This window comes from Streptomyces sp. NPDC020807, from assembly GCF_040641575.1.
In the GTDB taxonomy this organism is placed as follows: domain Bacteria; phylum Actinomycetota; class Actinomycetes; order Streptomycetales; family Streptomycetaceae; genus Streptomyces.
Window position 1 is genome coordinate 66,042 of record NZ_JBFADU010000003.1, and the last position, 25,508, is coordinate 91,549.

The 25,508-nt window shown below is 72.9% G+C and carries 20 protein-coding genes and 1 tRNA gene; 16 read left to right on the forward strand and 5 right to left on the reverse strand.

The genetic code is table 11. The features are described from left to right. Positions 1-260: 260 nt before the first annotated feature. From AB0G79_RS05890 to AB0G79_RS05920, 7 genes are all read left to right on the forward strand, one after another. Positions 261-1,136, forward strand: a complete 876-nt coding sequence (locus AB0G79_RS05890; protein ID WP_360800748.1) for an FAD binding domain-containing protein — start codon at positions 261-263, stop codon at positions 1,134-1,136. Next, positions 1,133-2,545: a 2Fe-2S iron-sulfur cluster-binding protein gene (locus AB0G79_RS05895; protein ID WP_360800751.1), complete on the forward strand. Its 1,413-nt coding sequence runs from the start codon at positions 1,133-1,135 to the stop codon at positions 2,543-2,545. Before AB0G79_RS05890 ends, AB0G79_RS05895 begins: the two co-directional genes overlap by 4 nt. A gap of 32 nt (positions 2,546-2,577) precedes the next feature. Beyond that, on the forward strand, positions 2,578-4,872 hold the full coding sequence (locus AB0G79_RS05900) for a molybdopterin cofactor-binding domain-containing protein (protein ID WP_360801821.1): 2,295 nt from the start codon (positions 2,578-2,580) through the stop codon (positions 4,870-4,872). Between the two features lie 96 nt (positions 4,873-4,968). Further along, the gene (locus AB0G79_RS05905) at positions 4,969-5,454 is read left to right on the forward strand and encodes a hypothetical protein (RefSeq protein ID WP_360800754.1); all 486 of its coding nucleotides are present in this window, start codon (positions 4,969-4,971) and stop codon (positions 5,452-5,454) included. 50 nt (positions 5,455-5,504) lie between these two features. Beyond that, a complete protein-coding gene (locus AB0G79_RS05910; RefSeq protein ID WP_360800757.1) occupies positions 5,505-7,115 on the forward strand; it encodes a hypothetical protein in 1,611 nt (536 codons plus the stop codon). A gap of 17 nt (positions 7,116-7,132) precedes the next feature. Then, on the forward strand, positions 7,133-8,416 hold the full coding sequence (gene mycP / locus AB0G79_RS05915) for a type VII secretion-associated serine protease mycosin (protein WP_360800760.1): 1,284 nt from the start codon (positions 7,133-7,135) through the stop codon (positions 8,414-8,416). An 8-nt stretch (positions 8,417-8,424) separates the two neighbouring features. Beyond that, positions 8,425-9,066, forward strand: a complete 642-nt coding sequence (locus tag AB0G79_RS05920; RefSeq protein WP_360800763.1) for a hypothetical protein — start codon at positions 8,425-8,427, stop codon at positions 9,064-9,066. Between the two features lie 6 nt (positions 9,067-9,072). Here the strand turns inward: AB0G79_RS05920 and AB0G79_RS05925 are convergent, their stop codons facing one another. From AB0G79_RS05925 to AB0G79_RS05935, 3 genes are all read right to left on the reverse strand, one after another. Further along, positions 9,073-11,184, reverse strand: a complete 2,112-nt coding sequence (locus tag AB0G79_RS05925; RefSeq protein ID WP_360800766.1) for a serine/threonine-protein kinase — start codon at positions 11,182-11,184, stop codon at positions 9,073-9,075. A 31-nt stretch (positions 11,185-11,215) separates the two neighbouring features. Next, complete coding sequence (locus tag AB0G79_RS05930) at positions 11,216-13,390, reverse strand: PQQ-binding-like beta-propeller repeat protein (RefSeq protein ID WP_360800769.1); 2,175 nt, start codon at positions 13,388-13,390, stop codon at positions 11,216-11,218. Between the two features lie 159 nt (positions 13,391-13,549). Continuing rightward, positions 13,550-14,572: a serine/threonine protein kinase gene (locus AB0G79_RS05935; protein WP_360800772.1), complete on the reverse strand. Its 1,023-nt coding sequence runs from the start codon at positions 14,570-14,572 to the stop codon at positions 13,550-13,552. Positions 14,573-14,959: 387 nt separating this feature from the next. On the opposite strand from AB0G79_RS05935, the gene AB0G79_RS05940 reads away from it, so the two are divergent. From AB0G79_RS05940 to AB0G79_RS05950, 3 genes are all read left to right on the forward strand, one after another. Further along, the gene (locus AB0G79_RS05940) at positions 14,960-15,388 is read left to right on the forward strand and encodes a hypothetical protein (RefSeq protein WP_360800774.1); all 429 of its coding nucleotides are present in this window, start codon (positions 14,960-14,962) and stop codon (positions 15,386-15,388) included. 14 nt (positions 15,389-15,402) lie between these two features. Beyond that, positions 15,403-17,742, forward strand: a complete 2,340-nt coding sequence (locus AB0G79_RS05945; RefSeq protein WP_360800777.1) for a hypothetical protein — start codon at positions 15,403-15,405, stop codon at positions 17,740-17,742. Positions 17,743-17,876: 134 nt separating this feature from the next. Next, complete coding sequence (locus AB0G79_RS05950) at positions 17,877-18,530, forward strand: hypothetical protein (RefSeq protein WP_360800779.1); 654 nt, start codon at positions 17,877-17,879, stop codon at positions 18,528-18,530. A 49-nt stretch (positions 18,531-18,579) separates the two neighbouring features. On the opposite strand, the gene AB0G79_RS05955 is transcribed toward AB0G79_RS05950, so the two are convergent. Then, positions 18,580-18,651 (reverse strand) — tRNA-Cys (locus AB0G79_RS05955). Positions 18,652-18,878: 227 nt separating this feature from the next. Here AB0G79_RS05955 and AB0G79_RS05960 point away from each other — a divergent pair. From AB0G79_RS05960 to AB0G79_RS05985, 6 genes are all read left to right on the forward strand, one after another. Next, positions 18,879-20,351, forward strand: coding sequence for an MFS transporter (locus AB0G79_RS05960; RefSeq protein WP_360800782.1), 1,473 nt, complete (start codon positions 18,879-18,881; stop codon positions 20,349-20,351). 40 nt (positions 20,352-20,391) lie between these two features. Further along, a complete protein-coding gene (locus tag AB0G79_RS05965; RefSeq protein WP_360800785.1) occupies positions 20,392-20,592 on the forward strand; it encodes a CopG family transcriptional regulator in 201 nt (66 codons plus the stop codon). Beyond that, complete coding sequence (locus AB0G79_RS05970) at positions 20,589-20,981, forward strand: type II toxin-antitoxin system death-on-curing family toxin (protein WP_360800788.1); 393 nt, start codon at positions 20,589-20,591, stop codon at positions 20,979-20,981. The genes AB0G79_RS05965 and AB0G79_RS05970 overlap by 4 nt, the downstream gene beginning before the upstream one ends. A 115-nt stretch (positions 20,982-21,096) precedes the next feature. Then, positions 21,097-22,893, forward strand: coding sequence for a DEAD/DEAH box helicase (locus AB0G79_RS05975; RefSeq protein WP_360801824.1), 1,797 nt, complete (start codon positions 21,097-21,099; stop codon positions 22,891-22,893). A 414-nt stretch (positions 22,894-23,307) separates the two neighbouring features. Continuing rightward, complete coding sequence (locus AB0G79_RS05980; RefSeq protein ID WP_360800791.1) at positions 23,308-23,949, forward strand: helix-turn-helix domain-containing protein; 642 nt, start codon at positions 23,308-23,310, stop codon at positions 23,947-23,949. Positions 23,950-24,009: 60 nt separating this feature from the next. Continuing rightward, on the forward strand, positions 24,010-24,804 hold the full coding sequence (locus AB0G79_RS05985; RefSeq protein WP_360800793.1) for a S16 family serine protease: 795 nt from the start codon (positions 24,010-24,012) through the stop codon (positions 24,802-24,804). A 115-nt stretch (positions 24,805-24,919) separates the two neighbouring features. Here AB0G79_RS05985 and AB0G79_RS05990 read toward each other — a convergent pair whose 3' ends face one another. Continuing rightward, positions 24,920-25,390 (reverse strand): Lrp/AsnC family transcriptional regulator, encoded by a 471-nt coding sequence (locus AB0G79_RS05990; RefSeq protein WP_360800796.1) that lies wholly within the window; start codon positions 25,388-25,390, stop codon positions 24,920-24,922. Positions 25,391-25,508 lie beyond the last annotated feature (118 nt).

Sequence of the window (25,508 nt, forward strand, 5' to 3'; positions counted from 1 at the left end):
GGACGTCGCGCCTCCGGTTCACCCAAGAGCGGCGAAGAGGAAGTTACGGTCCCTCACGGGGCTTCCCGGACGGAACCGTCCTTCGCGGACCCTCGCGCCGGACGGCTCGGAAGATGTGCCAGAGTTGCCACGTCCGGCGTGTGAGCACGTACGGTACGCCCACACGCGGGCGCGACAGCGGACGTCACGGCAGAGGTGACAGCAGGCGCGTCGGCGGGGCACAGTCGGGGACCACCGGGACACCGGGAAGGGGCAGCGGGTTGACCACGCACGCACCACGGACGGCGCAGTACGTGACGCTGCCCGCCTCGCTGGACGAGGCCGTGGCGGCGCTCACCGCCATGCCGGCGGCCGTGCCCGTCGCGGGCGGGACCGACCTGATGGCCGCCGTCAACCGGGGCCAGCTCCGCCCCGCCGGACTCGTCGGCCTCAGCCGCATCAACGAGATCCGCGGCTGGCAGTACCAGGACGGCCACGCCCTCCTCGGCGCCGGCCTCACCCACGCCCGGATGGGCCGCCCCGACTTCGCCGCCCTCATCCCCGCCCTCGCCGCCGCCTCCCGCGCCGCCGGACCGCCGCAGATCCGCAACGCCGGCACCCTCGGCGGCAACGTCGTCACCGCCGCGCCCACCGGCGACTCGCTGCCCGTCCTCGCCGCCCTCGAAGCCGACCTCGTCGTCGTCGGCCCGCTCGGCAACCGCGAGATCCCCGTCTCCCACCTGCTCGCCGGCCGCGACCTGCTGGTCCCGGGCGAGCTCGTCGCCTTCGTCCGCGTGCCGCTGCTGCACGCCCCCCAGGTCTTCCTCAAGGCCACCGGCCGCACCGGTCCCGCCCGCGCCACCGCCTCCGTCGCCGTCGTCCTCGACCCGGCCCGGCGCGGCGTCCGCTGCGCGGTCGGCGCCGTCGCCCCGATGCCGCTGCGCCCCCTGGAGGCGGAGCGCTGGATCGCCTCGCTCGTGGACTGGGACAACGACCGGGCGCTGGCCCCCGAGGCGCTGACGGCGTTCGGCGAGTACGTCGCCGCCGCCTGCATCCCGGACCCGGAGGGCGGCGAGCCGCTGCCCCCCGCCGTACTGCACCTGCGGCGCACCGTCGCCGCACTCGCCCGACGGGCACTGGGGAGGGCGCTGGCATGAGCGGCGACGAACAGCAGGGGAACCCGTACGGGAGCCACGGCGGGGTGCCGGGCGCCTGGGAGCCGATCCCGCAGAGCGAGGGCTACGACGAAGGCGCCACGGCCTTCGTGCAGCTGCCGCCCGACTTCATGCTGGACGGCGTGCCCCTGGAGGCACCCGGCCACGGCTACACGCCGCCGATGATCGTCCCGCTCCAGCCGCTGACCCAGGCGGCGGCGACGGACCCGGCGGCGACGGGCACGTGGAACGTGCACCTGCCGACGGAGGCGGAGCAGGTCCAGTACTTCGACCAGTCGGAGCACGCCGCGCACGCCGCGCACGACGTACATGCCCCGCACGACCCGCACGCGACGGCGGAGTGGAACTTCACGGAGGTCTCCGGGCCCTCGGGCCAGTGGGAGATCCCGGCGGTGCCGGAGACGGCCCCGGAGATCGTTCCCGAGGCGCCCCCGGAGCCGGAGGCGGTCGTGCCCGAGGTGCCCTCGTACGAGCCCGAGGCGGCCCTGTACGAGGCCGAGGCGCCGTCGTACGAGAACGCCCCGCCGACGCTGCCGGGCGGCGCGCCCGCGCCGTGGGCGCTCCCGGAGGAGCCGGTGGCCGCGGCCGGGGAGGCCGTGACCGAGGAAGTCGGGGCCGATGAAGCCGGGGCCGCGGAGGCCGCCGGACCGGGGGTCGCCGGACCGGAGGCCGTCGAGGCCCCCGAGCCCGAGTCCGAGCCGGAGACGGCGCCCGAGGCCGGGCCCGAGGTCGCCCCGGAGGCCGGACCGGACGCGGAGCACGCGCCCGTACCGGCGCCGCCCGCGCCCGTGCCCGCGTACGCCTCCACCGACAGCGAGGAGCACCCGCACACCTCGTACACGCTGCGGGTCAACGGCACCGACCGGCCCGTCACCGGTTCCTGGATCGGCGAGTCGCTGCTCTACGTCCTGCGCGAGCGCCTCGGCCTCGCCGGGGCCAAGGACGGCTGCTCGCAGGGCGAGTGCGGCGCGTGCAACGTGCAGGTCGACGGCCGGCTCGTCGCCTCCTGCCTGGTGCCCGCGGCGACCGCCGCCGGGTCCGAGGTGCGGACGGTCGAGGGCCTCGCCGTGGACGGCGAGCCGTCCGACGTGCAGCGGGCCATGTCGAAGTGCGGCACCGTCCAGTGCGGCTTCTGCATCCCGGGCATGTGCATGACCGTGCACGACCTCCTGGAAGGCAACCACGCCCCCACCGAGCTGGAGACCCGACAGGCCCTCGCCGGCAACCTCTGCCGCTGCTCGGGCTACCGCGGCGTCCTCGAAGCCGTACGGGACGTCGTCGCCGAACGCGAGGCGACCGCCGCCGCGACCGCGCCCACCGGCCCCGAGGCCGCCGAGGGCATCCACGTACCGCAGCAGATTCCCCACCCGCATGACGGAGGCATGGCGTGAGCAGCGACGCGACCACCGCGATTCCCGCTCCCGTGTTCCTGGACGTCCCCGGGGCGGCTCCGGACCCGGAGCCCGTCGCGCACGGCCTCGGCGCCTCGCTCCCGCAGGCCGAGTCGCGCGCGAAGACCGAGGGCACCTTCCCGTACGCCGCCGACCTGTGGGCCGAGGGCCTGCTCTGGGCCGCGATCCTGCGCTCCCCGCACCCGCACGCGCGGATCGTCTCCATCGACACCTCGGCCGCGACGTCCATGCCGGGCGTACGGGCCGTGGTGACGGCCGCCGACGTGCCGGGCGCGGCGACGTACGGCCGCCAGGTCGCGGACCGGCCCGTCTTCGCCGCCGACCTCGTGCGCCACCACGGCGAGGCCCTCGCGGCCGTCGCCGCCGACCACCCCGACACGGCCCGGCTCGCCGCCGCGGCGATCACCGTCGAGTACGAGGTCCTCGAACCGGTCACCGACCCGGAGAAGGCCTTCGCCGCCGAGGCGCTGCACCCCGACGGCAACCTGATCCGGCACATCCCGCTCCGCTTCGGCGACCCCGAGGCCACCGGCGAGGTCGTCGTCGAGGGGCTGTACCGGATCGGCCGCCAGGACCCGGCGCCGATCGGCGCCGAGGCCGGGCTCGCCGTCCCGCGCCCCGACGGCGGCGTCGAGCTCTACACCGCGTCGACCGACCCGCACACCGACCGCGACCTGGCCGCCGCCTGCTTCGGCCTGCCGCCCGAGCAGGTCAAGGTCGTCGTCACCGGCGTCCCCGGCGCCACCGGCGACCGCGAGGACCCGGGCTTCCAGATCCCGCTCGGCCTGCTCGCGCTGCGCACCGGCTGCCCGGTCAAGCTCACCGCCACGCGCGAGGACTCCTTCCTCGGCCACGGCCACCGCCACCCCACCCTGCTGCGCTACCGCCACCACGCGGACGCCGAGGGACGCCTCGTGAAGGTGGAGGCGCAGATCCTGCTCGACGCGGGCGCGTACGCCGACTCCTCGTCGGAGTCGCTCGCGGCGGCCGTGGCCTTCGCGTGCGGCCCGTACGTCGTGCCGCACGCCTTCGTGGAGGGCTGGGCGGTCCGCACCAACAACCCCCCGTCCGGCCACGTGCGGGGCGAGGGCGCGATGCAGGTGTGCGCGGCCTACGAGGCGCAGATGGACAAGCTCGCGGCCAGACTGGGCGTGGACCCGGCCGAGTTGCGCATGCGGAACGTGATGGCGACCGGCGACATCCTGCCGACCGGCCAGACCGTCACCTGCCCCGCCCCCGTGGCCGAACTCCTCGCCGCCGTACGCGACTTCCCCCTCCCGCCCCTCCCCAAGGACACCCCGGAGGACGACTGGCTGCTGCCCGGCGGACCCGAGGGCGCGGGCGAACCCGGCGCGGTGCGGCGGGGCGTGGGCTACGCGCTCGGCATGGTGCACATGCTCGGCGCGGAGGGCATGGACGAGGTCTCCACGGCGACCGTGCGCGTCATGGACGGCGTCGCCACCGTCATCTGCTCGGCCGTGGACACCGGCTCCGGCTTCTCCACGCTCGCCCGCCAGATCGTGCAGGAGACCCTCGGCATCGACGAGGTCCACGTGGCCCCCGTCGACACCGACCAGCCGCCGGCCGGACCGGCCGCCCACGGCCGCCACACGTGGGTGTCGGGCGGAGCGGTCGAGCGGGCCGCGAAGATGGTCCGCACGCAGCTGCTCCAGCCGCTGGCCCACAAGTTCGGCATGTCGACGGAGCTCCTCCAGATCACCGACGGCAAGATCACCTCGTACGACGGCGTCCTGTCGACGACGGTGACGGAGGCGATGGACGGCAAGGAACTCTGGGCCACCGCCCAGTGCCGCCCCCACCCGACCGAGCCCCTCGACGAGGACGGCCAGGGCGACGCCTTCGTCGGCCTCGCGTTCTGCGCGATCCGCGCGGTCGTCGACGTGGACATCGAACTCGGCGCGGTCCGCGTCGTGGAGATGGCCGTCGCCCAGGACGTCGGCCGGATCCTCAACCCCGCCCAGCTCGCCGTGCGCATCGAGGCGGGCGTCACCCAGGGCGTCGGCGCGGCCCTCACGGAGAACCTCCGCACGGCGCGGGGCCTGGTCCGACACCCCGACCTCACCGGATACGCACTTCCGACATCCCTGGATGCCCCGGACATTCGCATCGTGAAACTCGTCGAAGAACGCGACGTGGTGGCCCCGTTCGGCGCGAAGGCGGCGAGCGCGGTCCCGGTCGTCACCTCACCGGCAGCAGTGGCCTCAGCGGTACGCGCGGCAACCGGACGCCCCGTCAACCGCCTCCCGATCAGGCCGCAGGCGGCGGTTGCCGTGCCCAATTCGTAACCGTGTGATGTCGGTTGCTTGTGCAACTGGCAGGTGCGCGCTGTCGTCGTTCGTCAGTACAGTGAACTGTCGAACACACGGGGGAGGAGCGCGGGCATGGAAGCCTACGTGGACGGGGGCGGGTCGTACGCGATGCGCGGGATGAGCGCGGCGGCGGTGCGGTACAACGCCGAGACGATGACCGATCTCAAGCAGGGCATCGACGCCATCATCGACCAGCTCGTCGCCTCCGAGGCCGACAAGGGCAGGGTCGAGGCCGACCCCGTCCAGCGCAGCCAGTTCGGCGGCGGCGGTGCCGGCTGGAGCGAGGCCAACGGCGTCTACACGTCGTACTCCACCGTCGTCGGCAAGCTGACGGAGCTCTCCGGCCTCCTCAGGGACTGCCTCGAAGGCCTCAGCATCGCGGTCGTCGTCTCCCGCGACGGGTTCCAGGAGATGGACGACGACGTCAAGCAGAAGATGATCAACATTCATCAGCGGACCGACGAGGCGAAGACGAAGGCCGACCGGGAAGCCGGACGCGTCCCGACGAGCGAGGGCAGCCAGGAAGCCGCGAGCGAAGGCGACAGCGCCTACAGCTAGGGCCGGCACGGTCGGACGGCGTCACGAGGCACACGGGGAAGAGGCGAAGGATGAGGGACGCAGAGAGCAGCGGATACGGCGGGACCAACTTCTACGCCATGACCCACCAGAAGATGCTGGAGTGGCTGGACGAGGCCAGCGAGCCCTCTGTCAGGCTCGCGGGCGACCGCCTGCGGCAGGCATCCGCGGACCTGTTGGACGTCGCCGAAAAGCTCAAGGGCCGCGTCGGCAGAGCCAACGAGGAGTGGAAGGGCGAGGCGCAGCAGGCGTTCGACGAGTGGGCGATGAGCATCGTCAGCTCGACCCTCTCGCTCAGCGACTACAGCGGCAACTCGGCCACCTGGATGGCCAACGCCTCGCAGGCCATCGCCAGCGCGAAGAGCGCCATCCCCCGTTACACGTCGAACGAGCAGGCCAAGGCGAACCTGCGGGCCGCGCAGGACTACCCCAACGACCCCGACTCGGCCGTCGTCGCCCGCAATGCGGCGAAGGCCGCCGCGGCCAGCGACAAGCTGGACGACATCCTGGCCAAGGAGGCGCAGAGCAAGCAGGAGGCGGCGGCCGAGATGACGCGGCTCTCGTCCGCGTACCAGTGGTCGGGCTTCTACATGACGAGCATGGAGCCGCCGACGTTTCCGCCGCCGCCGGGGGAGTTCGTGCCGGACTACGCCGGTGATCGTGGCAGCAGGGGCGGCACTCTGGGCGGGGAGCGGCACTCCTCGACCCCCGACACGCGGTCGGGGACGCGGTCCGACACGGTCACAGGGACGCGACCGGACGCGAACACCGGGACGGACACCGACACGGGCACGCCTCCCTCGCAGTCCCACACCCCTTCGACGCCCGACACCCCCTCGACGCCGCCGTCCGGGGGCCCCACCGGGCCGAGCGGGCCGAGCACGCCCACCACTCCCGACAGTCACACCGAGACGCGGCCCGACACCCCGGTGGACCTCGGTATCGACAGCGTCGAGACGCTGCCTCCGAGCACGACCGGACCGACCGGGCCGAGCGGACCGACCGGGCAGAACCCCGGCGGCGCGCCGCCGGTCACCAAGCCCGACGGCGGCGCCACGCCGCCGTTCATCACCACCACAGGCATCCCTCCGACCGCCGGCAAGGGCGGACTGCCGGGAGCGCTGCCCTCCACCGGCCCCGTCACCGGCGGCACCCGTGGCCCGCTCGGCTCCGGGCGTGGCCTGCCCGGTATGCCCGGCGCCATCCGTGAGGGCATCAGCGGTGGCCGTGCGGTGCCCAGCACGCAGGGGCGGCCCGCCACGGGCATTCCGCGCGGCACCGTCATCGGCGGTGAGACCGGCGGGCGCAACGGCTCGGGCGTCGGGCGCGGCGGCATGGGCATGGGCGGCGGGATGGGCGGTGCCATGGGCGGAGGCTCGGGTGCTGGCCGCAACGGCGCGACCGGCCGCCGCCTCGCCGGTGAGACCGGCGGGATCGTCGGCGGCAAGGCGCAGCGCTCCGGCGGCGCCAGTGGCGGCGCCCGGCCCTTCACGGCCGGTGGCACCGGACTCGTACGCGGCGGCACGACCCGCCCCGGCGAGGAGCGCGAGGAGCGGAACGGAGAGCGTCCCGACTACCTGGTCGAGGACGAGGAAACCTGGCAGCAGGGCAACCGCCGTCCGGCGCCGCCCGTCATCGACTGATCAGCGCGAGGAAGTAGATGCCTACCAGCAGGATTCGTCGTCGCCGTGCCCGCCTGACCGGTTCGGCCGCCCTGGGGATGCTGCTCGTGGGCATCGCTTCCGTGCCCGCACACGCGGAGGGCGTTCGGGACAGCCAGTGGCACCTGACCGCGATGAAGGCCGAGGAGATCTGGCAGCTCAGCACCGGCAAGGGCGTCACCGTCGCGGTGATCGACAGCGGCGTGGACCAGAAGATGCCAGACCTCAAGGGGCAGGTTCTCAAGGGGAAGGACTTCGCGCCGCAGAAGGACGGTGACGAGCTCACCGACTACACCGGACACGGCACGAGCATGGCCGTCCTCATCGCGGGTACCGGCGCGGCGAACGGCGGCAAGGGCGCGTACGGTCTCGCTCCCGGAGCCAAGATTCTCTCCGTACGAGTGCCCGGGGCTTCCGCCGACGGCGACAAGAGCGCGACCGAGGGCGAGCGCCGTTTCAACACGGTCGTGCCCCAGGCGATCCGATTCGCCGTCGATGCGGGAGCCAAGGTCCTCAACATCTCGCAGGGTTCGAGGGCGGGTTCGCAAGCGCTCACCGATGCCGTGAAGTACGCCTTGGACAAGGGGGCTTTGGTGTTCGCCTCCGTCGGCAACACCGGCGACAAGAGCAACACGGTGGAATACCCCGGGGCGACCCCCGGCGTCATCGGCGTCGGTGCCACCGACAAGGACGGGAAGTACGCCTCGTTCTCCCAGTCGGGCCCCCAGGTCGACGTCGTCGCTCCCGGCAAGGACGTGGTCACCACCTGCGCGGAGGGGACGTGCACAGGCACCGGTACGAGTGACGCCACCGCCCTCGCCTCCGCCACCGCAGCCCTCATCTGGTCGAAGCACCCCGACTGGACCAACAACCAGGTCCTCAAGGTCATGCTCAACACCATCAACAAGCCCGCCGGTGGTGAGGAGCGCAGCGACTTCATCGGGTACGGCATCCTGCGGCCGCTCCGCGCGGTGAAGACGCCCGGGGACCCGGGGCCGGCCGGGGTGCGGCCCATCGAGGACCTCGACGAGACGCTGACCTCGGCGCCGCCCACGACCGGCGACCCGGCCGGTGGCGCGCCCTCCGCCGAAGCCTCGTCCGCCGCGCCCAGCGCTCCCGCCGCCTCCGCCTCGGCATCCGCCGCCGACACCGCTTCGGCCACGCAGGTGACGGCCGACGACGACGGTGGCAACACCGGGCTGTGGATCGGCCTCGGGATCGGCGCGGCCGTGCTGCTCGGCGTCGGCATCGCCGTACCGGTGCTTCGCTCGCGGCGGAGCTGACGCCCGCTGTGCGACCCGTACTGACGCGGCTCGGTGTCGTCGCCGTGCTCGCCGGAGCGCTCGTGGGCTGCTCCGGCGAGGACGCCCCGGCCGGGGCGGAGGGGCGTGCGGCGGCCGAGGTCTGTGACGGGTTCGCCCAGGACCCGGTGACCGCCGGTGCGCTCCAACGTCTGGGTGGTGAGGACCGGTTCCGCGCCGACCTCTCCGAGCCCGACAAGGCCCTCACGCTGCTCCGTGAGGCCTCCCGTGCGCCGCTCGCCGACGCGTACCGGCCGCAGGCGGTCCCGTACTGCTGGCTGCTCGGCGCCGAGGACGGCGAGAAGACCGTACGGGTCGAGCTGAGGCCCGTGAAGGCCGCGCCCCCGGCGGATCCCCGGCGCGCGGACGAGGTCACGTCGTACGCCACCGGCCTGCGCGCCTACGCCGACGACGACCTGGGCAAGGTGTTCTTCGCCTGCCGTCTCCCGGCGCCCGCCCACCCCTTCGTCGTGGAGACGGCCGTGTGGGGACCTGACGGAGCGACGACGGACGGCGGCCCCGATAGCCGCGCCCGACTGATCACCGTCGCCAATGCGGCGGCCGGCCACGTCGCCGCCGAGCTGGGCTGCGCCGACACCGGGCTCGCCGGGGGAGTGCCGCCGGGGGCGTAGGCCGGGCTACTCGCCGTAGACCGGAAGCGCCGCGATCCGGCCGCCGCGTCCGAGGAAGACGCGGTGGGCGTCGCTCACCAGCTGGTACGGGCCCTCGCGCTTCATCGTCACGGTGAACAGGGTGTCACCCGTCGACTTCTTCAACGCCTTCATGGTGTCGCCGTCCGGTTCCAGCAACCAGACCGTCCCGCCCTCCACCACAGGGGCGGTCACCGAGCGGCTCGTGCTGCCCAGCTCGCCGAGGGGCTCATTCCACTCCGTGCTCGAAGTGCGGGCTTCCACCAGGGTGGTGAGGCGGAAGGCCTGGTACCCGTCGATGGCGACGACGGCATCGCCGTCGGCGGTCGGGCTGCTCCAGCCGAAGTCCCGGTCGCCGAGGTTCCCGGTCTCCTCCTCCCACAGGGAGAAGCCGTCGTCGAGCTTGCGCGCGATCAGGTCGGGACCGGCGACGTACACCGTGTCGCCGCCGATCGCCGGGGCCTGGCCGTGGGTGCCCTGGTCCTTGAGCTTCCACACGGTCTCGCCGGTGGCCGTGTCGACGACGTCGACCTGTCCGTCCCGGCCGTGGATCACGAGCCGCTTCCCGCCCGCGGCGGCCTTGGCCGGGCCGAGCGAGGAGCGGGGCGAGAGCATCGGGCGGCTCCAGGACGTCCTGACGGCCCAGGCGTCGACGGCGCGCAGCTGGTCGTCCCTCGTCACCACGTAGACGTGGGTGTCGTCGGCGGCGAGGACGTCGACCGCGTCGGCCGGGGTCTGCCAGACGTGCTTGCCGGTGGAGGCGACGAAGGCGTGCAGGACGCCGTCCTCGGCGGCGCCGACGACGAGCCGGTCGGCTACGGAGGCGTAACCGGCGTCCCCGTTCAGGTCCTCGGCGCGCCACCGTTCCTTCCCGTCCGTCACGGAGAGGGCGAGCAGGCCGCCCGTCTTCGCCTGGACGACGAGGACGTCCCGTACGGGCAGGGGCAGGTGCCCGCCGGGGGCGGTCACGTCCAGTGGCCCCCACAGCGCGTCCGGGGCCTTGCCGGGTTCGCTGTCGATGAGCGAGGCGAAGGCCGCCTCCGGCTTCGGCACGGCCGGGGGCACGTCGGCGGTCGCGGAGTTCGCCCCGTCCCGGTTCAGCCACCACGCCCCGGCGCCGCCGCCCGCGCCCAGGACGGCCACCCCGACCGCCGCCGCCGTCAGGAAGCGGCGCCGGGTCGGCGCGGCGGAGGGTACGGCGGTGTCCTCGGGCGCCGCCAGCCGCTTCGTGGCGTTCTCGCGGCGCTTGATGTCCTCGGCGAGCGGGCCCTTGCGCCAGGCGCGGTCGGCGCCCTTGGGCGGCGCGAAGGCCTCGGCGACCTGCGGGGCGAGGGGCCGGTACGCCGGGTCCTTCGCCAGGCACGGGCCGATGAGCTCCTGGAGCTCCGCCGGGACGGCGCTCAGGTCCGGGGCGCCGTGCACCACCTCGTACTGGAGGGCCGCCACGTGCCCGGCGTCGAAGGCGCGCCGCCCGCTCGCCGCGTGGACGAGGACCGCGCCGAGCGAGAACACGTCCGATGCCGGTCCGACGCGCTGCCCGAGGACCTGCTCGGGGGCGCCGTACCCCGGTGTGACCGGGATCTGGCCGGTCGTGGTGAGCGTCAGGCCGTGCTCGGGGCGTGCGATGCCGAAGTCGATGATCCGGGGGCCGGTGGAGGTGAGCACGATGTTCGCTGGCTTGAGGTCGCGGTGGATCAGCCCGGCGGTGTGGATGTCGTGCAGCGTGCGGGCCAGCCGGGCGGCGAGCGCGCGGACCGTCGCCACGTCCATCGGGCCGTACGCCCGCACGGCCTCGTCGAGCGTCGGCCCGGCGAGGAACTCGGCGGCTATCCACGGCCGTCCGCCCTCGGTCTGCGCGCCGAGGATCCGCGCCACGCCCGGGCTCGTGACGGCCTGCGCCATGGCGGCCTCGCGGACGAAGCGCTGCGCGAGGTGCTGGTCGTGGGCGAGTTCGGGACGCAGCACCTTGACGGCGGCGGGCGTGCCGCGGTCGTCCCTGCCGACGTACACCTTGCCCATGCCGCCCTCGCCGAGGACGCCGAGGAGGCGGTACGGGCCGAGCCGGAGCGGGTCGCCGGTGGAGAGGGGCTGGATGGTCACGAGGCTGCTTCCCTGAGGAGAGGTGGGGTGGTCAGGCGTACGGGAGGGCCACGACCGACGACGGGCCCGCGCCGATGATCCGCGTCCTCGCCGTGTCGACGACGTACCGCGTCGCGTCCGTGGGGAAGACCCAGACCGAGCGGCGGGTGCCGCGGTCGATCGCGCTCAGGCCCCCGCGGACGGGGGCGTAGACGTGCGTCGTCCCGACCACGGGCGTGGAGAGGGGTTCCGGGCTCAGGTTCCGGCCGGAGGGGGCCTCTTCCCAGGCCTTCGTGCCCTGGCCGGCGCCGACGGCCACGATTCCCCGGCCGCCCTCGCTGACGTACACCAGACCGTCGGACACGACCGGGACGCCGAACGACCCGCCCTTGCCGTACTCCCAGGCCGTCCCGCCGTCGGTGAGGCGCAGCGCGCGCAGGCGGTCGCCGCCGAGGTAGAGGTGCCGGTCGTCGGCGGCGAGCTGGCCGGGTTTGTACCGCAACGAGTCCTTGAGGGGGACGCTCTTGCGCCACAGCAGGCGGCCGGTGCGGGCGTCCCGGACCTGGACGACGAAGTCCTCCCAGTCCCCGCTGTTCTTGCCGAGGACGAGCCGGTCGCCGACGACCTCGGCGAGCCAGGGGCGGACGCCGTCCCAGGCGTACGGCTCCCGCCACGTCACCTTCCCCGTGCGCGGGTCGACGGCGATCAGGTGCCAGCCCGTCTCGGAGGTCGACCGGTCGCCGATCCGGGAGGCGGCGAAGAGGCGGCCTCCGGCAGCGGCGAGAAGCTGCGTGCCGAACTGGGAGCCCTCGAAGCCCTTGATCGTGACTTTCCTGGACGCCTCTTCGCCGGTGCGGACAGCCAGCATCCGGACGGTCAGGGCCGAGGGCCCGTCGCTGGGGCCCTCGGAGACGTAGAAGTACGTGCCGTCCGTGGTGATCTGCTCGGGATCCACCAACCCGTCCTCCCACAGCATCGCCCCGCTCCGCCCGTCGAACGCACGGAACGACACCGTCTCGGTGAAGCCCACGACGCCCCCGGCGACCAACGGCATCGCCCGCTCCTCCCGGTCCAGCGACTCCGCCCGCCACGCCGCCTTCGGTGCCCCGTCCGCCGCCGTCGTCGCCGGTACGGCCGTGGGACCCGCGGCCGTCGGGGTCGCGCCCGGCGGGGTGTCGTCGCGCGAGCCCAGCCACGCCCAGAGGCCGCCGCCCGCCGCCGCCGTGCCGACGAGGGCGCCGCCGCCGAAGGTGAGGAGGCGGCGGCGGGAGAGCCGGGGCGTCCTTCCCCGGTCGGCGGCGGTCGGGGCCGTCGCGGACTCGGCCGGGGCCGGGAGGCGGCGGGGGGTGTGGGTCCAGACGTCGGTGGCGCGGCGGGCGATGTCGGCGAGCAGCGGCGGCGGCAGGTGGTCGGCGAACTCGCCGTGGCCGTCGTGGAGGTGGTCGACCAGGGCCGCCGTCGTCGGGCGGGCCGCCGGGTCCTTCGCGAGACACGCCGTCAGGACCGGGACGAGCCCCGCCGGTACGCCGGCGAGGTCGGGGTCCGCGTACCGCACGCGGTAGAGCAGGTCGGCCGGGGAGCCCGTGCCGAACGGGCCGTGCCCGGTCGCGGCGAAGACCAGGACGCCCGCGAGGGCGAACACGTCGCCCGCGGGCGGGTGTTCCTCGCCGCTCGCCTGCTCGGGGGACATGAACGCGGGGGTGCCCGCCGCAGCGCCCGTACGCGTCAGGTGGTCGTCGCCCGCAGCCCGCGCGATGCCGAAGTCGATGATCTTCGGGCCGTACGCGGTGACGAGGACGTTCGACGGCTTCAGGTCGCGGTGGACCACGTCCGAGGAGTGCAGCTGCGCCAGCGCGCCCGCGAGGGCGGCGCCGAGCGCGCGGACGGTCGGCTCCGGCAGCGGGCCCGCGAGCGCCACGGCGTCGTCGAGCGGCGGGCCGAGCACGTACTCGGTCGCCAGCCACGGCGTCTCCGCCAGCGGGTCGGCGTCGACCACGGCCGCGCCGTGCCGCGCCCCGATGATCCGCGCCGCGTCCGTCTCCAGGCGGAACCGCGCCCGGAACGCGGGGTCGGCCGCCAGCCGCGCGTGCACCGTCTTGAGCGCGACGGTACGGCCGCCGGGGGAGCGCGCGAGGTAGACCGTGCCCATGCCGCCGGAGCCGAGGCGGGCGAGGAGCCGGTACGTGGCGACGGCGGCCGGGTCGTCGTGGGTGAGGGGCGACAGCATGGGCGGGTGAGGTCCTTCAGGGGCGGACGGCGAGCGGTGACGGGTGGGTGGGGTGGCCGGTCAGGCGGGTCAGGCGGGTCAGGCCGGTCGGGCGGGTCGGGCCGGTCGGGCCGGTCAGGCGGGTCGGGCAGGTTAGGCGGGTCAGGCCCGTCAGGCCGGTCAGGGACCGGTCGACTGGGCCGGTAGTACGGGGAGTTCCGCCGCCAGCAGTTCCGCCGACTGCCTCGCCAGCGCCGCGACCACCCGGCCGGGCAGCCAGCCCGGCGTGAGCAGCGTGCCGGCCGAGTCGAGGACCGTGTCGTGCGCGGACGGCGGGGCGAGGGACGACGTCAGGGCGGCCGCCGTGGGGCGGTCGGCCGGGTCGCGGGACAGGCAGGCGGAGACCAACGGGCGCAGCGCCGAGGGGAGCTCCTCACGTTCGGGCACGGTGTGGCCGGTGGCGGCAAACGCGAGGACGGCGCCGAGCGCGTAGACGTCGCCCGGCGGGCGCGGGCGTCCGCCCGCGGCCTGCTCGGGGGCGAGGGCGCCCGGGTCGAGGCCCGGCAGGCCGGTGCGGGGCGTGCCGTCGGGTCCGGCGGCCCGTACCGCGCCGAAGCAGGTCAGGAGGGGGCCGTCGGCGGTGAGCAGGACGGCGGCGGGGGAGACCCCGGCGTGGGTGACGCCCTGGGCGTGTGCGACGGCGAGGGCTTCCGCGAGGGCGGCGCCGACGGCGCGGACGGTGGTCTCGGGGAGCGGGCCGCCGTGGACGGCGAGGGCCACGGGGAGCGGCAGCGCGGGGACGTACGGGCTCGCGTACCAGGGGGCGTCGCCGGTCGCCGGGTCCGGGCCGGCGAGGTCGGTCACCGGGGCGGTCCAGGGGCCGACGTACCGGTGGGCGGCTTCCGCCTCGGCGGCGAAGAGCGTCGGGTCGGCGCCGGGCAGCGGGGCGGTGAGGAAGACCGTACGCCCGCCGTCCCCGTACCTGTCCCCGTTCCCGTTCCCGAGCTGGTCCCCGGCCTCGCCCGCGAACCTGTTCCCGGCCTCGCCCCCGGACCCGAACCCGTCCCCGAACCCGTCCCCGTACTCGTCCCCGCCGCGGGCGACGAAGCGGTGGCAGGGGACGGCGGTGCCGGGCGGGTCGAGGCGGGTGACGAGCCGGTACGGGCCGGTGCGCCGGTCTCCTCGCGTGCGCGGCCGTTCCACCGTTGACTCCCCCTGTCGTCACAGACGCGCCCGGGAACACCCGGGGCGGGACGAGCCTATCGAGGCCGCCTCCCCCGGTCCCGGCCGGTACGTCCGGGCTGTCCGGGTTGCGAAGGTGAAGTGGGGGTGCGGGCCGGGTGAAGCGCCGTGAAGATCTCGCTCCGTGCGGAATTTCCCGGCCGGAATTGCTCGAACGCCTGGCCGGGGGACTACGATCGCCGTGTTTTCCACGGCCCGGAACTTCCGGAACTTGCTGAGGCGAAGCCGGAACCGCACGATCGGGCACCGCGGAGCGAACACCGCAGAGCCGGAACCGCAGAGCCGGAACCGCAGAGCGAACACCGCAGGATCGAACACCGCAGGATCGAACACCGCACGGGGGAGAGCATGTCGTTCGAAGAGGAGTGGGCGTCCGTACGCACGACGTCCACGGCCAACGTGAGCATGAGGCTCAACCAGGTCGCCCCCGACTCCGGTGGCGGTGGCGGTGGCAGCGCCGACCTCAGCGTCGACCAGGACAAGCTCGGGGAGATCGGCAGCGCCGCGTACGCCCTGCACGGCCGCCTGGTGAAGGACGGCAACCACGCCCGTACGAGCACGACCGAGGCCGCGACCGGCCTGTCGACCAACGGCTTCCGCACCGGCTCCGCGATGTCGACCGTGCAGGAGACCTGGGGCTCGCAGCTGAACACGCTCGCCGACGCCTGCGCGAACATCTCCAACCACCTCGACTACAGCGCGGCCTCCCACGCGAAGGAAGAGGAAGACATCCGGGCGTCCCTCGCGGCGTCCAAGATCAACGAATACCTCAAGTAGGCGGGGGACCTGCTGTGCTGACGTACGACAACATCGTCCACGCGCCGCTCGACAAGATGAAGGCCGCTGCCGACGACTGGTCCGCGATGAAGGGCAAGCTGGACAAGCTCGCCCAGGATGCCCGGACGACGATGGCCGCGAAGGCCAAGGACGACTACTGGCGCGGGGTGAACGCCGAGGTCACCAAGCCGTTCGTGGACAAGACGGCCAAGGAGTTCGAGGACGCCGCCAAGGCCGCCGACGGCATCCACAAGGTCCTGGAGGACGGCTACAACGCCTTCAAGAAGGCGAAGGACGACCTCAAGGACATCGCCGACTCCGAGGCGCCCGCGAAGGGCTTCTTCGTCAAGGCCGACGGGACCGTCGAGGCGCGCGAGCCGCTCTCCTCGACGAAGGACCAGGGCATGCGGCACGACCCCGACTTCCAGGACATGGTCCGCAAGGAGCACGCCGACATCCTGGCGATGCAGAAGCGGATCGAGGCGATCGTCGAGACCTGCGACGACGCCGACGTGTCCTGCTCCAACGCGCTCAAGGCCAACATCACCGGCGACCAGCACAACTTCAGCGCCCCGAAGTACACGAGCCTCGACGCCGAGGAGGCGCAGCGCGCCGTCGACCTGGCCAAGAAGGGCCGGGAGATCTCGCACGAGGAACTGGTCCGCCTCAACGAGCTGCTGAAGGACAACAGCGGCTCGAAGGAGTTCTCCCGCACCTTCTACGACGGCCTCGGCCCCAAGGGCTCCCTGGAGTTCTTCGGTCAGCTGTCGACGGACACGTACGACTACACGAAGGTCGACAAGGAGCGCCTCGCGGACGTCCAGGCGCTCCAGAAGAACCTGGGCCTCAACCTCGCGACCGCCACGCAGGGCGGCGACGCCTGGACCGACAAGTGGTCCACGGAGATGCGGAAGCTCGGCACCGAGCGCATCCCGCTCGTCAAGTACGACAACAACCCCGCCTTCGGCTACCAGTTGCTCGGCGGCATCATGCGCTACGGCGACTACGACAAGAAGTTCCTGGTCCCGATCGCCGAGCACGTCACCCAGCTCCACGCGAAGGACCCGTACCTCTTCGCCGACAGCAAGTCGATGATCAGCGGCGGGCTGAAGAACCAGTACAACCCCTCCGGCGTCAACGGCGCCGGGTACGACCCGATGATCTCGATGCTCGAAGCGCTCGGCCACAGCCCGGAGGCCTCGAAGGAGTTCTTCTCGAAGGACCCGCTGACCTCGTACAAGGAGGACGGCACCGTCGGCGGCGAGCTGGACCTCGGCAAGGACAAGGACGGCCAGAAGATCGGGAGCTACCTCGACTTCTTCGCCAACGAGAAGTACGACCTCTTCCCCGACATCGACGGCCACGACCCGGACGACGCCAAGAAGTCCGCCGACTACATGCCCGACGCGCTCGGCCACGCCCTGGAGGCGGCGACGCTCGGTCACGCCTGGGACGACCCGACGCCGGAGCTCAAGCGGGACGAGACCACCGCCCAGATCATGACGGACGTCGTCGCGAAGTACGGCGGCGACGCCGAGCTCCTCAAGAAGTGGCAGTCGCCGCTCGCGGACAGCCTCGGCCACATGGGCGCCGGCTACGTCGACGACCTCAACTGGGCGCTCGCCAAGAACGACTCGGAGAGCCCCTTCGCGCCGACGAAGGACCCCGAGGGCCACATGAAGCTCGAACGCGAGGACGCGGCGAAGTTCCTCAGCACGCTCGGGCAGCACCCGGACGCGTACGCCTCCGTCTCGACCGCCGAACGGCTCTACACCACCAGCGTGCTCGAAGCGCAGGTCGGCCCGGACGGCAAGATCGACGAGGGGAAGGCCCGCTCGACCGTCTACACGGGCGCCACCCTCCAGGGAATCCTGGACGAGTCGCGGGCCAACCAGGTCGAGGCCGAGGGCATGAAGAAGCACGAGGAGTACGAGAAGGCGCAGGCGGCCAAGGCCGGCTGGGTCGAGCTCGGCGCCACCGTCGGCATCGCGGCGGGTGTCGCCTTCCTGCCGGCCACCGCCGCCGTCGGCGCGGCCGCCGTCCTCGTCCCGCTCGCCGTCGACACCGGCTCGGGGGTCATGGAGCAGCTCGCCGGGCAGGTCATCGGCGACTGGTCGGACAAGTCGGTCGACGACCACAAGGACGCGACCGAGGACAAGATCCACGAGGACAACGCGGCGATCTACACGGCGGGCCGGTACAGCGCCGAGTCGCCGATGGAACGCTTCCTCGCGATGCACAGCGGCCAGGTGAGCAGCGACTTCAAGCAGGACATGATCGAGTCCGTGGACGGCGGTTACGCGAAGGGCAACGACCACGCGAACCAGATCGGCAACGCCCCCGAGACCGGCTGATCCGGCCGCGCCGCCCCGTCCCCCCACCGAACCGCCGAGGAAGTCCGATGAGAAAAGCGTCCGTACCGAGGTCCGTGCCGAGGTCCGTGCCGAGGTCGGTGCCGAGGTCCGTGCCGAGGACCGCGTCGAGGTCCGTGTCGACCGTGCTGGCCCTCGGGCTGCTCCTCACCGCCTGCGGAAGCGGCGAGGACGAGGCGGCGCCGCCCGCGCCGAAGTGCGACGGGACGCTGTCGCCGGCCGCGGTCGAGGCCGTCGCGTCGGTGCTCGGCACGGAGAAGTACCAGGAGTCGGGCCTCGGGGTCGGGCGGACGACGGACGCGCTGATCGCGGACCAGGCCCGGGAGGGAAGGCCGCCGGGCCACCCCGCGACGTGCGAGATCGTCACCGACGCCTCCCCGAGGAAGGGGCTCGGCATCGACGTCTGGCTGCACGACGCCGACGCCCTGTACGACGACGGCACCACGAAGTGGTGGAACCAGGGCCGGTACCTCTACGCAATGGGCCGCGAGGCCAGCACGGACAACCAGCTGGCCTACCTCTTCGTCCAGTGCACGAGCCCGCTCCTCAAGGGCTCGGACAAGCGGCCCGCGCCCGTCGGGGCCTCTCTCGCCTTCGACAAGCCGGCCAAGGGCGCCTACCCGGAGAACACCACCGCGACCCGGGAGGCGTACCTGACCGTCCTCCACTCCGTCGCGCTCGGGGTCGTGAAGAAGCTGGAGTGCGAGAACAACGCGGGGCTGCCGGACCGGCCCGTCCTCGAGACGAGGAAGTGGCGCGGTCAGCCGTGACCGGCTGGGAACGGACGGACCTGAAGGTCCCGTACGGGTACTTCGTCAGAGACCGTGGCGGGAATTGAACCCGCGTTACTCGCTTTGCAGGCGAGCCCCTGAACCACTCGGGCACACGGTCGCGGTGCTTCGGACCGTTCCTGCCCGTCCTCCGCACTGGTACGACCGTAGGGCGGGGCCCGGAAGGGGCTCAAGGGGTGCCGGGGCCGCGCCACGCGACTGCCATACCGCGTTCACAATCGGGCCGCACCGGCCGCCGGACGCGTGTCGGGACGTACGACCAAGGGCGGAGGACGAGCAGGACTCCCGACAGGGGTCATTGCCCGGTTGGCCACTTACTCTGGGGGGATGAGCGCCCTCGAATCCCCCGATCTCGGCACCGCCGGGAACCCGGCACCCGTCGACGACCCGCCCGCCCCCCGGGGCACCGTCCTCGACGCCGCCCACCGGGCGCTCAGCATCGGCATCGTCTCCGTCGTCCTGCTCATCGCCTTCGAGGCGACCGCCGTCGGCACGGCGATGCCGGTCGCCGCCCGCGAGCTCGACGGCGTCCACCTCTACGCCTTCGCCTTCTCCGCGTACTTCACCACCAGCCTCTTCGGCATGGTCCTGGCCGGCCAGTGGTCCGACCGGAGCGGCCCGCTCGCCTCCCTGACCAGCGGCATGACCGCCTTCGCCGCCGGCCTGCTCCTTTCCGGGACCGCCGGCAACATGTGGCAGTTCATCCTCGGCCGGGCCGTCCAGGGCCTCGGCGGCGGGCTCGTCATCGTCGCGCTGTACGTGATCGTCAGCCGCGCGTACGAGGAACACCTCAGGCCCGCGATCATGGCCGCGTTCGCCGCGAGCTGGGTCGTCCCCTCGGTCGTCGGCCCCCTCGCCGCCGGGACGATCACCGAGCACCTCGGCTGGCGCTGGGTCTTCCTCGGCATCCCGATGCTCGTCGTCTTCCCGCTCGCCCTCGCCCTCCCCGCGATCCGCCGGACCGCCTCGGGACCCACCGACCCGGACGCGCCCCTCGCGCCCTGGGACCGGCGGCGGATCGTCCTCGCGCTCGCCATCTCGGCCGGCGCGGGGCTGCTCCAGTACGCGGGCCAGGAGCTGCGCTGGCTCGCGCTGCTCCCCGCCGCGCTGGGCGCGGCCCTCCTCGTCCCCGCGATCCGGGGCCTCCTGCCGCGCGGCACCGTCCGCGCGGCGCGCGGGCTGCCCTCCGTCATCCTGCTGCGCGGCATCTCCGCCGGATCCTTCATCGCCGCCGAGTCCTTCATCCCGCTGATGCTGGTCACCCAGCGCGGCGTGAGCGTGACCATGGCCGGGTTCTCGCTGGCCCTCGGCGGCCTGACCTGGGCGCTCGGCTCCTGGGTCCAGTCGCGGCCGTGGACGGAGCCGTACCGCGAGCGGCTCGTCGTCCTCGGTATGGTCCTCGTCGCCCTCGGCATCGGGGCCGTGCCGAGCGTCCTGATCACGGCGGTGCCGGTGTGGGTGGTCGCGGTGGTGTGGGCGTTCAGCTGCTTCGGCATGGGCGTGGTGATCTCCTCGACGAGCGTGCTGCTCATGAAGCTGTCGCCGCCGGAGGAGGCGGGCGCGAACTCGGCCGCGCTCCAGATCTCCGACGGCCTCTCCAACGTCCTCCTCCTCGCCGTCGGCGGCGCGGCCTTCGCGGCGCTGGGCGGCGGCGCGGCCGGTCACGCGGTGACCGCGGACGCGGCACAGAGCTCCCACCCGGCGGCCTTCGCGGCGGTCTTCCTGCCGATGGCGGGGGTGGCGGCGGTGGGCGCGTGGGTCGCGACGCGGCTGCACGCGGAGCCGCGGTCGGATCGATAAATCTGGTACTAGAATGACCCCATGGTGGTACCGTTCTGGTATGGCTATGAACCTGCGTCTCCGTGACGACCAGACCGAGGCCCTCAAGCTGCGCGCGGAGCAGGAGGGCACGAGCATGCACGCCATACTGCTGCGGGCCGTCGACGACTACCTGACGCGTACCGCCCAGGAGGCCATCGTGCGCAAGACGGCCATGGAGCAGGCGGCCAAGTGGCACGAGCTGATGGAGAGGCTCAAGTGACCTGGGTCTACCTCTCTCCCGAGGACGTCCTCCTCATCGCCGAGCACGCGGTCGACGACCAGAAGATCGTCGTTCGCGACGCCGGACTGCTCGACTCGGCGGTGCATCGCCCCTCGGCCGCGATGTTCGGCGAAGAGGCATACCCACACCTTGTGGAGAAGGCCGCCGCGCTGCTGCAGTCCCTGGCGGTCAACCCCCCCTTCGTCGACGGCAACAAGCGCACCGCCTGGCTGTCCTGCGTCACCTTCCTCGCCATCAACGGCGTCCAGCTGCGGCCCGACATCGACGCCGCGGAACGCCTGGTCATCGCCGTGGCCACCGGTGAGATCGACGAGGTCGGGGTGATCGCGGAGGCCCTTCGCGAGCTGATCGCCCCCGACGTGAGCTGAGTCGCACCCCGGGTACACGCACCCCGTTTCATACGAGGTTCCGGCCGGGCCGCCGGTAAGGTGGCCCGGTTGTCATATCTGGAACTGTCATCCGTGACGAGCGTCGAACCCGGAGATCGTGACTACTACCACCGCCTCCTCCCATCACCTTTCTCCCGCCTTCCCCGGACGGGCCCCGTGGGGTACCGCCAACAAGCTGCGTGCCTGGCAGCAGGGGGCCATGGAGAAGTACATCCAGGAGCAGCCCCGTGACTTCCTCGCGGTCGCCACGCCCGGCGCCGGTAAGACCACCTTCGCGCTGACCCTGGCCTCCTGGCTGCTCCACCACCACGTCGTGCAGCAGATCACCGTCGTCGCGCCCACCGAGCACCTGAAGAAGCAGTGGGCGGCGGCCGCGGCCCGGATAGGGATCAAGCTCGATCCCGACTACAGCGCCGGGCCGCTCAGCAAGGAGTACGACGGCGTCGCCATCACGTACGCCGGCGTCGGCGTCCGCCCGATGCTGCACCGCAACCGCTCCGAGCAGCGCAAGACCCTCGTCATCCTCGACGAGATCCACCACGCCGGTGACTCCAAGTCATGGGGCGAGGCCTGCCTGGAGGCCTTCGAGCCCGCCACGCGCCGCCTCGCGCTCACCGGTACGCCCTTCCGGTCGGACACCAACCCGATCCCCTTCGTCACGTACGAGGAGGGCAACGACGGCATCCGCAGGTCGTCCGCTGACTACACGTACGGCTACGGCAACGCCCTCGGCGACGGCGTCGTCCGGCCGGTCATCTTCCTCTCCTACAGCGGCAACATGCGCTGGCGCACCAAGGCGGGCGACGAGATCGCGGCCCGGCTCGGCGAGCCGATGACGAAGGACGCCGTCTCGCAGGCCTGGCGCACGGCGCTCGACGCCAAGGGCGACTGGATGCCGAACGTGCTGCGCGCCGCCGACCAGCGGCTCACCGAGGTCCGGAAGTCGATCCCGGACGCCGGCGGCCTCGTCATCGCCTCCGACCAGGACTCGGCCCGCTCGTACGCGAAGCTGATCCGCGAGATCACCGGGACGAAGGCGACGGTCGTCCTCTCCGACGACAGCGGCGCCTCGAACCGCATCGACGAGTTCAGCGAGAGCACCGACCGCTGGATGGTCGCCGTCCGCATGGTGTCCGAGGGCGTCGACGTCCCGCGCCTTTCCGTCGGCGTGTACGCGACCACGATCTCGACCCCGCTCTTCTTCGCGCAGGCCGTCGGGCGCTTCGTGCGTTCGCGCAGGCGCGGCGAGACGGCCTCCGTGTTCCTTCCGACGATCCCCAGCCTCCTCGGCTTCGCCAACGAGATGGAGGTCGAGCGCGACCACGTCCTCGACAAGCCGAAGAAGGCGGGCGAGGACGAGGACCCGTACGCCGAGTCCGAGAAGGAGATGGCGGAGGCCGAGCGCCAGCAGGACGAGGACACCGGCGAGCAGGACATGCTGCCGTTCGAGGCCCTGGAGTCCGACGCCGTCTTCGACCGCGTGCTGTACAACAGCGCGGAGTTCGGCATGCAGGCCCACCCGGGCAGTGCCGAGGAGCAGGACTACCTGGGCATCCCCGGGCTCCTCGAACCCGACCAGGTCCAGCTGCTGCTGCAGAAGCGGCAGGCCCGGCAGATCGCGCACAGCCGCAAGAAGCCGGACAGCGAGGCGGACCTGCTCGAACTCCCCGCCGAGCGGCGGCCTGTCGTTTCCCACAAGGAGCTGCTCGAACTGCGCAAGCAGCTCAACACGATGGTCGGCGCGTACGTGCACCAGACCGGCAAGCCGCACGGCGTGATCCACACCGAGCTGCGGCGGGTGTGCGGCGGCCCGCCGAGCGCCGAGGCGACGGCCGGGCAGATCCGCGAGCGGATCAAGAAGGTCCAGGAGTGGGCCACGCGCATGCGTTAGCCCAGGCCGTGGAGATGTGACTGAGGCCCGTACGAGTCTGCGCGTACGGGCCTCACGCATCCCGCGGCGACGGGATCCGACTCGGAGACCGGCCCCCACGGTCGATCTCCGGGCACTGTCCACGCTAGGTGCACAGCCGGGGGGATCTTGTCCGCCAAAGTCCCCCATCAGGCCGGCGAAGGTCCCGAACCGTCTTTATCCGGTCGCCGACGCCCGGATTCTGGACGAGGTCTTCCGCTGAGCGGAGCGGGTCGCTACTGTCCCGGCTCAAAGCAATCGCCCCGTGGCAGCGCCGCCGCGGAGCGCAGCCGGTGTACCCCTTCCTGCCGGCGGCCTCTGACGTGCGTCGCCGACGGGACCGGCGTCGCGATCCCGTGAGAGCCCGCCGCCACTCACTCCGAAGGAGAGGGCGTCGTGACCGCGGAGACCTCCCAGACGCTCGACAGAGGACTCAGAGTCCTCAAACTGCTCGCCGACACCGACCACGGCCTGACGGTCACCGAGTTGTCCAACAAACTCGGCGTCAACCGGACCGTCGTCTATCGGCTCCTCGCCACGCTCGAACAGCACGCCCTCGTCCGCCGCGACCTCGGTGGACGTGCCCGCGTCGGCCTCGGTGTGCTGCGGCTCGGCCGCCAGGTGCACCCGCTGGTGCGCGAGGCCGCCCTCCCGGCGCTGCGCTCGCTCGCCGAGGACATAGGGGCGACGGCCCACCTGACCCTGGTCGACGGGGCGGAGGCGCTCGCCGTCGCCGTCGTCGAACCGACCTGGACCGACTACCACGTCGCCTACCGGGCGGGCTTCCGCCACCCGCTGGACCGGGGCGCGGCCGGCCGCGCGATCCTCGCCGCCCGCCAGGGCTCCCTGATCGAACCCGGCTTCACCCTCACCCACGGCGAGCTGGAGGCGGGTGCGAGCGGCGCCGCGGCCCCGCTCGTCGGGGTGACCGGAGTCGAGGGCAGTGTCGGCGTCGTCATGCTCACCGACGCGGTCCCGGAGCGCGTCGGCCCCCGCGTCGTCGACGCGGCCAGGGAAGTCGCCGACGCCCTGCGGTAGACAGCCCGTGGAGCGCGGGGCGTCGGGAACGGATCCTCCGGGCCCCAGTAGATTGGGGACGTGCTCTCCAGTCTCTCCCGTCCCCGTGCCCTCGCGCTCTGCGCGCTGCCCGCCGCCGCGCTGTTCGCCGTCGTCGCGCTCGCGCCGCTGCCGTACGTCATCGCGCAGCCCGGCACGACGGCCGACGTGCTCGGCGAGGACAAGGGGCGCGAGGTCATCACGATCACCGGTGCCCCGGTCCGTCCGACCACCGGGCAGCTGCGGATGACGACCATCGTCGCCACCGGCCCCTCCACCGAGGTCGACCTCGGGGACGTGACCGACGCCTGGTTCCGCACCGACCGCGCCGTCCTCCCGCACGACTCCGTCTACCCGACGGGCACGTCCGACGAGGAGATCGAGAAGCACAACCTCGGCCAGATGCAGCAGTCGCAGGACGCGGCCACCCTCGCCGCCCTCGACCACCTCGACCTCGACCCCGCCAAGGTGAAGGTCACCCTGCACCTCGCCGACATCGGCGGCCCCAGCGCCGGCCTGCTCTTCTCCCTCGGCATCGTCGACAAGCTCGACGGCGACGGGGACGGCGGCGACCTCACCGGCGGCAAGACCGTCGCCGGCACGGGCACGATCACGCCCGACGGGAAGGTCGGCGCCGTCGGCGGGGTCTCGCTCAAGACCCAGGCCGCCGCCCGCGACGGCGCCACCGTCTTCCTCGTCCCGAAGGACGAGTGCTCCGACGCCGAGGCGGAGCGGCCCGAGGGCCTCAGGCTCGTCCCCGTCACCACCCTCAACGACGCGGTGGAGTCCCTGCGGGCCCTGGGACAGGGGCAGGAGTCGAAGGTTCCGAGCTGCTGACCCCGCCGCCCGCCGCACCCGGACCTGGCGGGCCGGGCATGTCCTTCGGCGACGGCGCGGTGTCCATGCCCCGCCACGAGGGGAAGACGAGCGGGGCCGGCGCCTCACCCGTCGCTCACTCCGCGCCCGCCGCCTGCTCCACCAGCGGGATGATCCGCAGCGGCACCGGGTTCTCCATCACGATCGCCGTCGACGCCCGCACGATCCCCTCGAACGCCACCACCTTGTCGATCACCCGCTGGAGGTCCGCGTTCGAGCGCGCCACGAGCCGGCACAGCATGTCCCCGTGGCCCGTCGTCGTGTGGAGTTCGAGCACCTCGGGGACCGTCGCCAGGTGTTCGCGCACGTCCGCGCCCTGCCCCTGCTTGATCTCCAGCGTCGCGAACGCCGTCACCGGATAGCCCAGCGCCGCCGGGTCCACCTGGGGGCCGAACCCCCTGATCACCCCGCTCGCCTGGAGCCGGTCGAGCCGGGCCTGCACCGTTCCGCGTGCCACTCCGAGCCGCCGCGAGGCCTCCAGGACCCCTATCCGCGGTTCCCGTGCGAGGAGTGCGATCAGCCGGCCGTCCAAATGATCGATCGCCATAGCGGCCTCTCCGTGGTCAGGATGTACAAGTCGCACCGCCATACTCGGCGACTGCTGTGCAGATTGACCAGTAGAAAAGCAAACTCTTGCGCACCTTGCCGTCCGGCGGGACATTGCT

Coding starts and splice junctions, on each gene's coding strand:
- AB0G79_RS05895 (WP_360800751.1), top strand. CDS start 1,133: ATGAGCGGCGACGAACAGCAGGGGAACCCGTACGGGAGCCACGGCGGG.
- AB0G79_RS05905 (WP_360800754.1), top strand. CDS start 4,969: ATGGAAGCCTACGTGGACGGGGGCGGGTCGTACGCGATGCGCGGGATG.
- AB0G79_RS05910 (WP_360800757.1), top strand. CDS start 5,505: ATGAGGGACGCAGAGAGCAGCGGATACGGCGGGACCAACTTCTACGCC.
- mycP (WP_360800760.1), top strand. CDS start 7,133: ATGCCTACCAGCAGGATTCGTCGTCGCCGTGCCCGCCTGACCGGTTCG.
- AB0G79_RS05930 (WP_360800769.1), bottom strand. CDS start 13,390: ATGCTGTCGCCCCTCACCCACGACGACCCGGCCGCCGTCGCCACGTAC.
- AB0G79_RS05940 (WP_360800774.1), top strand. CDS start 14,960: ATGTCGTTCGAAGAGGAGTGGGCGTCCGTACGCACGACGTCCACGGCC.
- AB0G79_RS05960 (WP_360800782.1), top strand. CDS start 18,879: ATGAGCGCCCTCGAATCCCCCGATCTCGGCACCGCCGGGAACCCGGCA.
- AB0G79_RS05965 (WP_360800785.1), top strand. CDS start 20,392: ATGGCTATGAACCTGCGTCTCCGTGACGACCAGACCGAGGCCCTCAAG.
- AB0G79_RS05990 (WP_360800796.1), bottom strand. CDS start 25,390: ATGGCGATCGATCATTTGGACGGCCGGCTGATCGCACTCCTCGCACGG.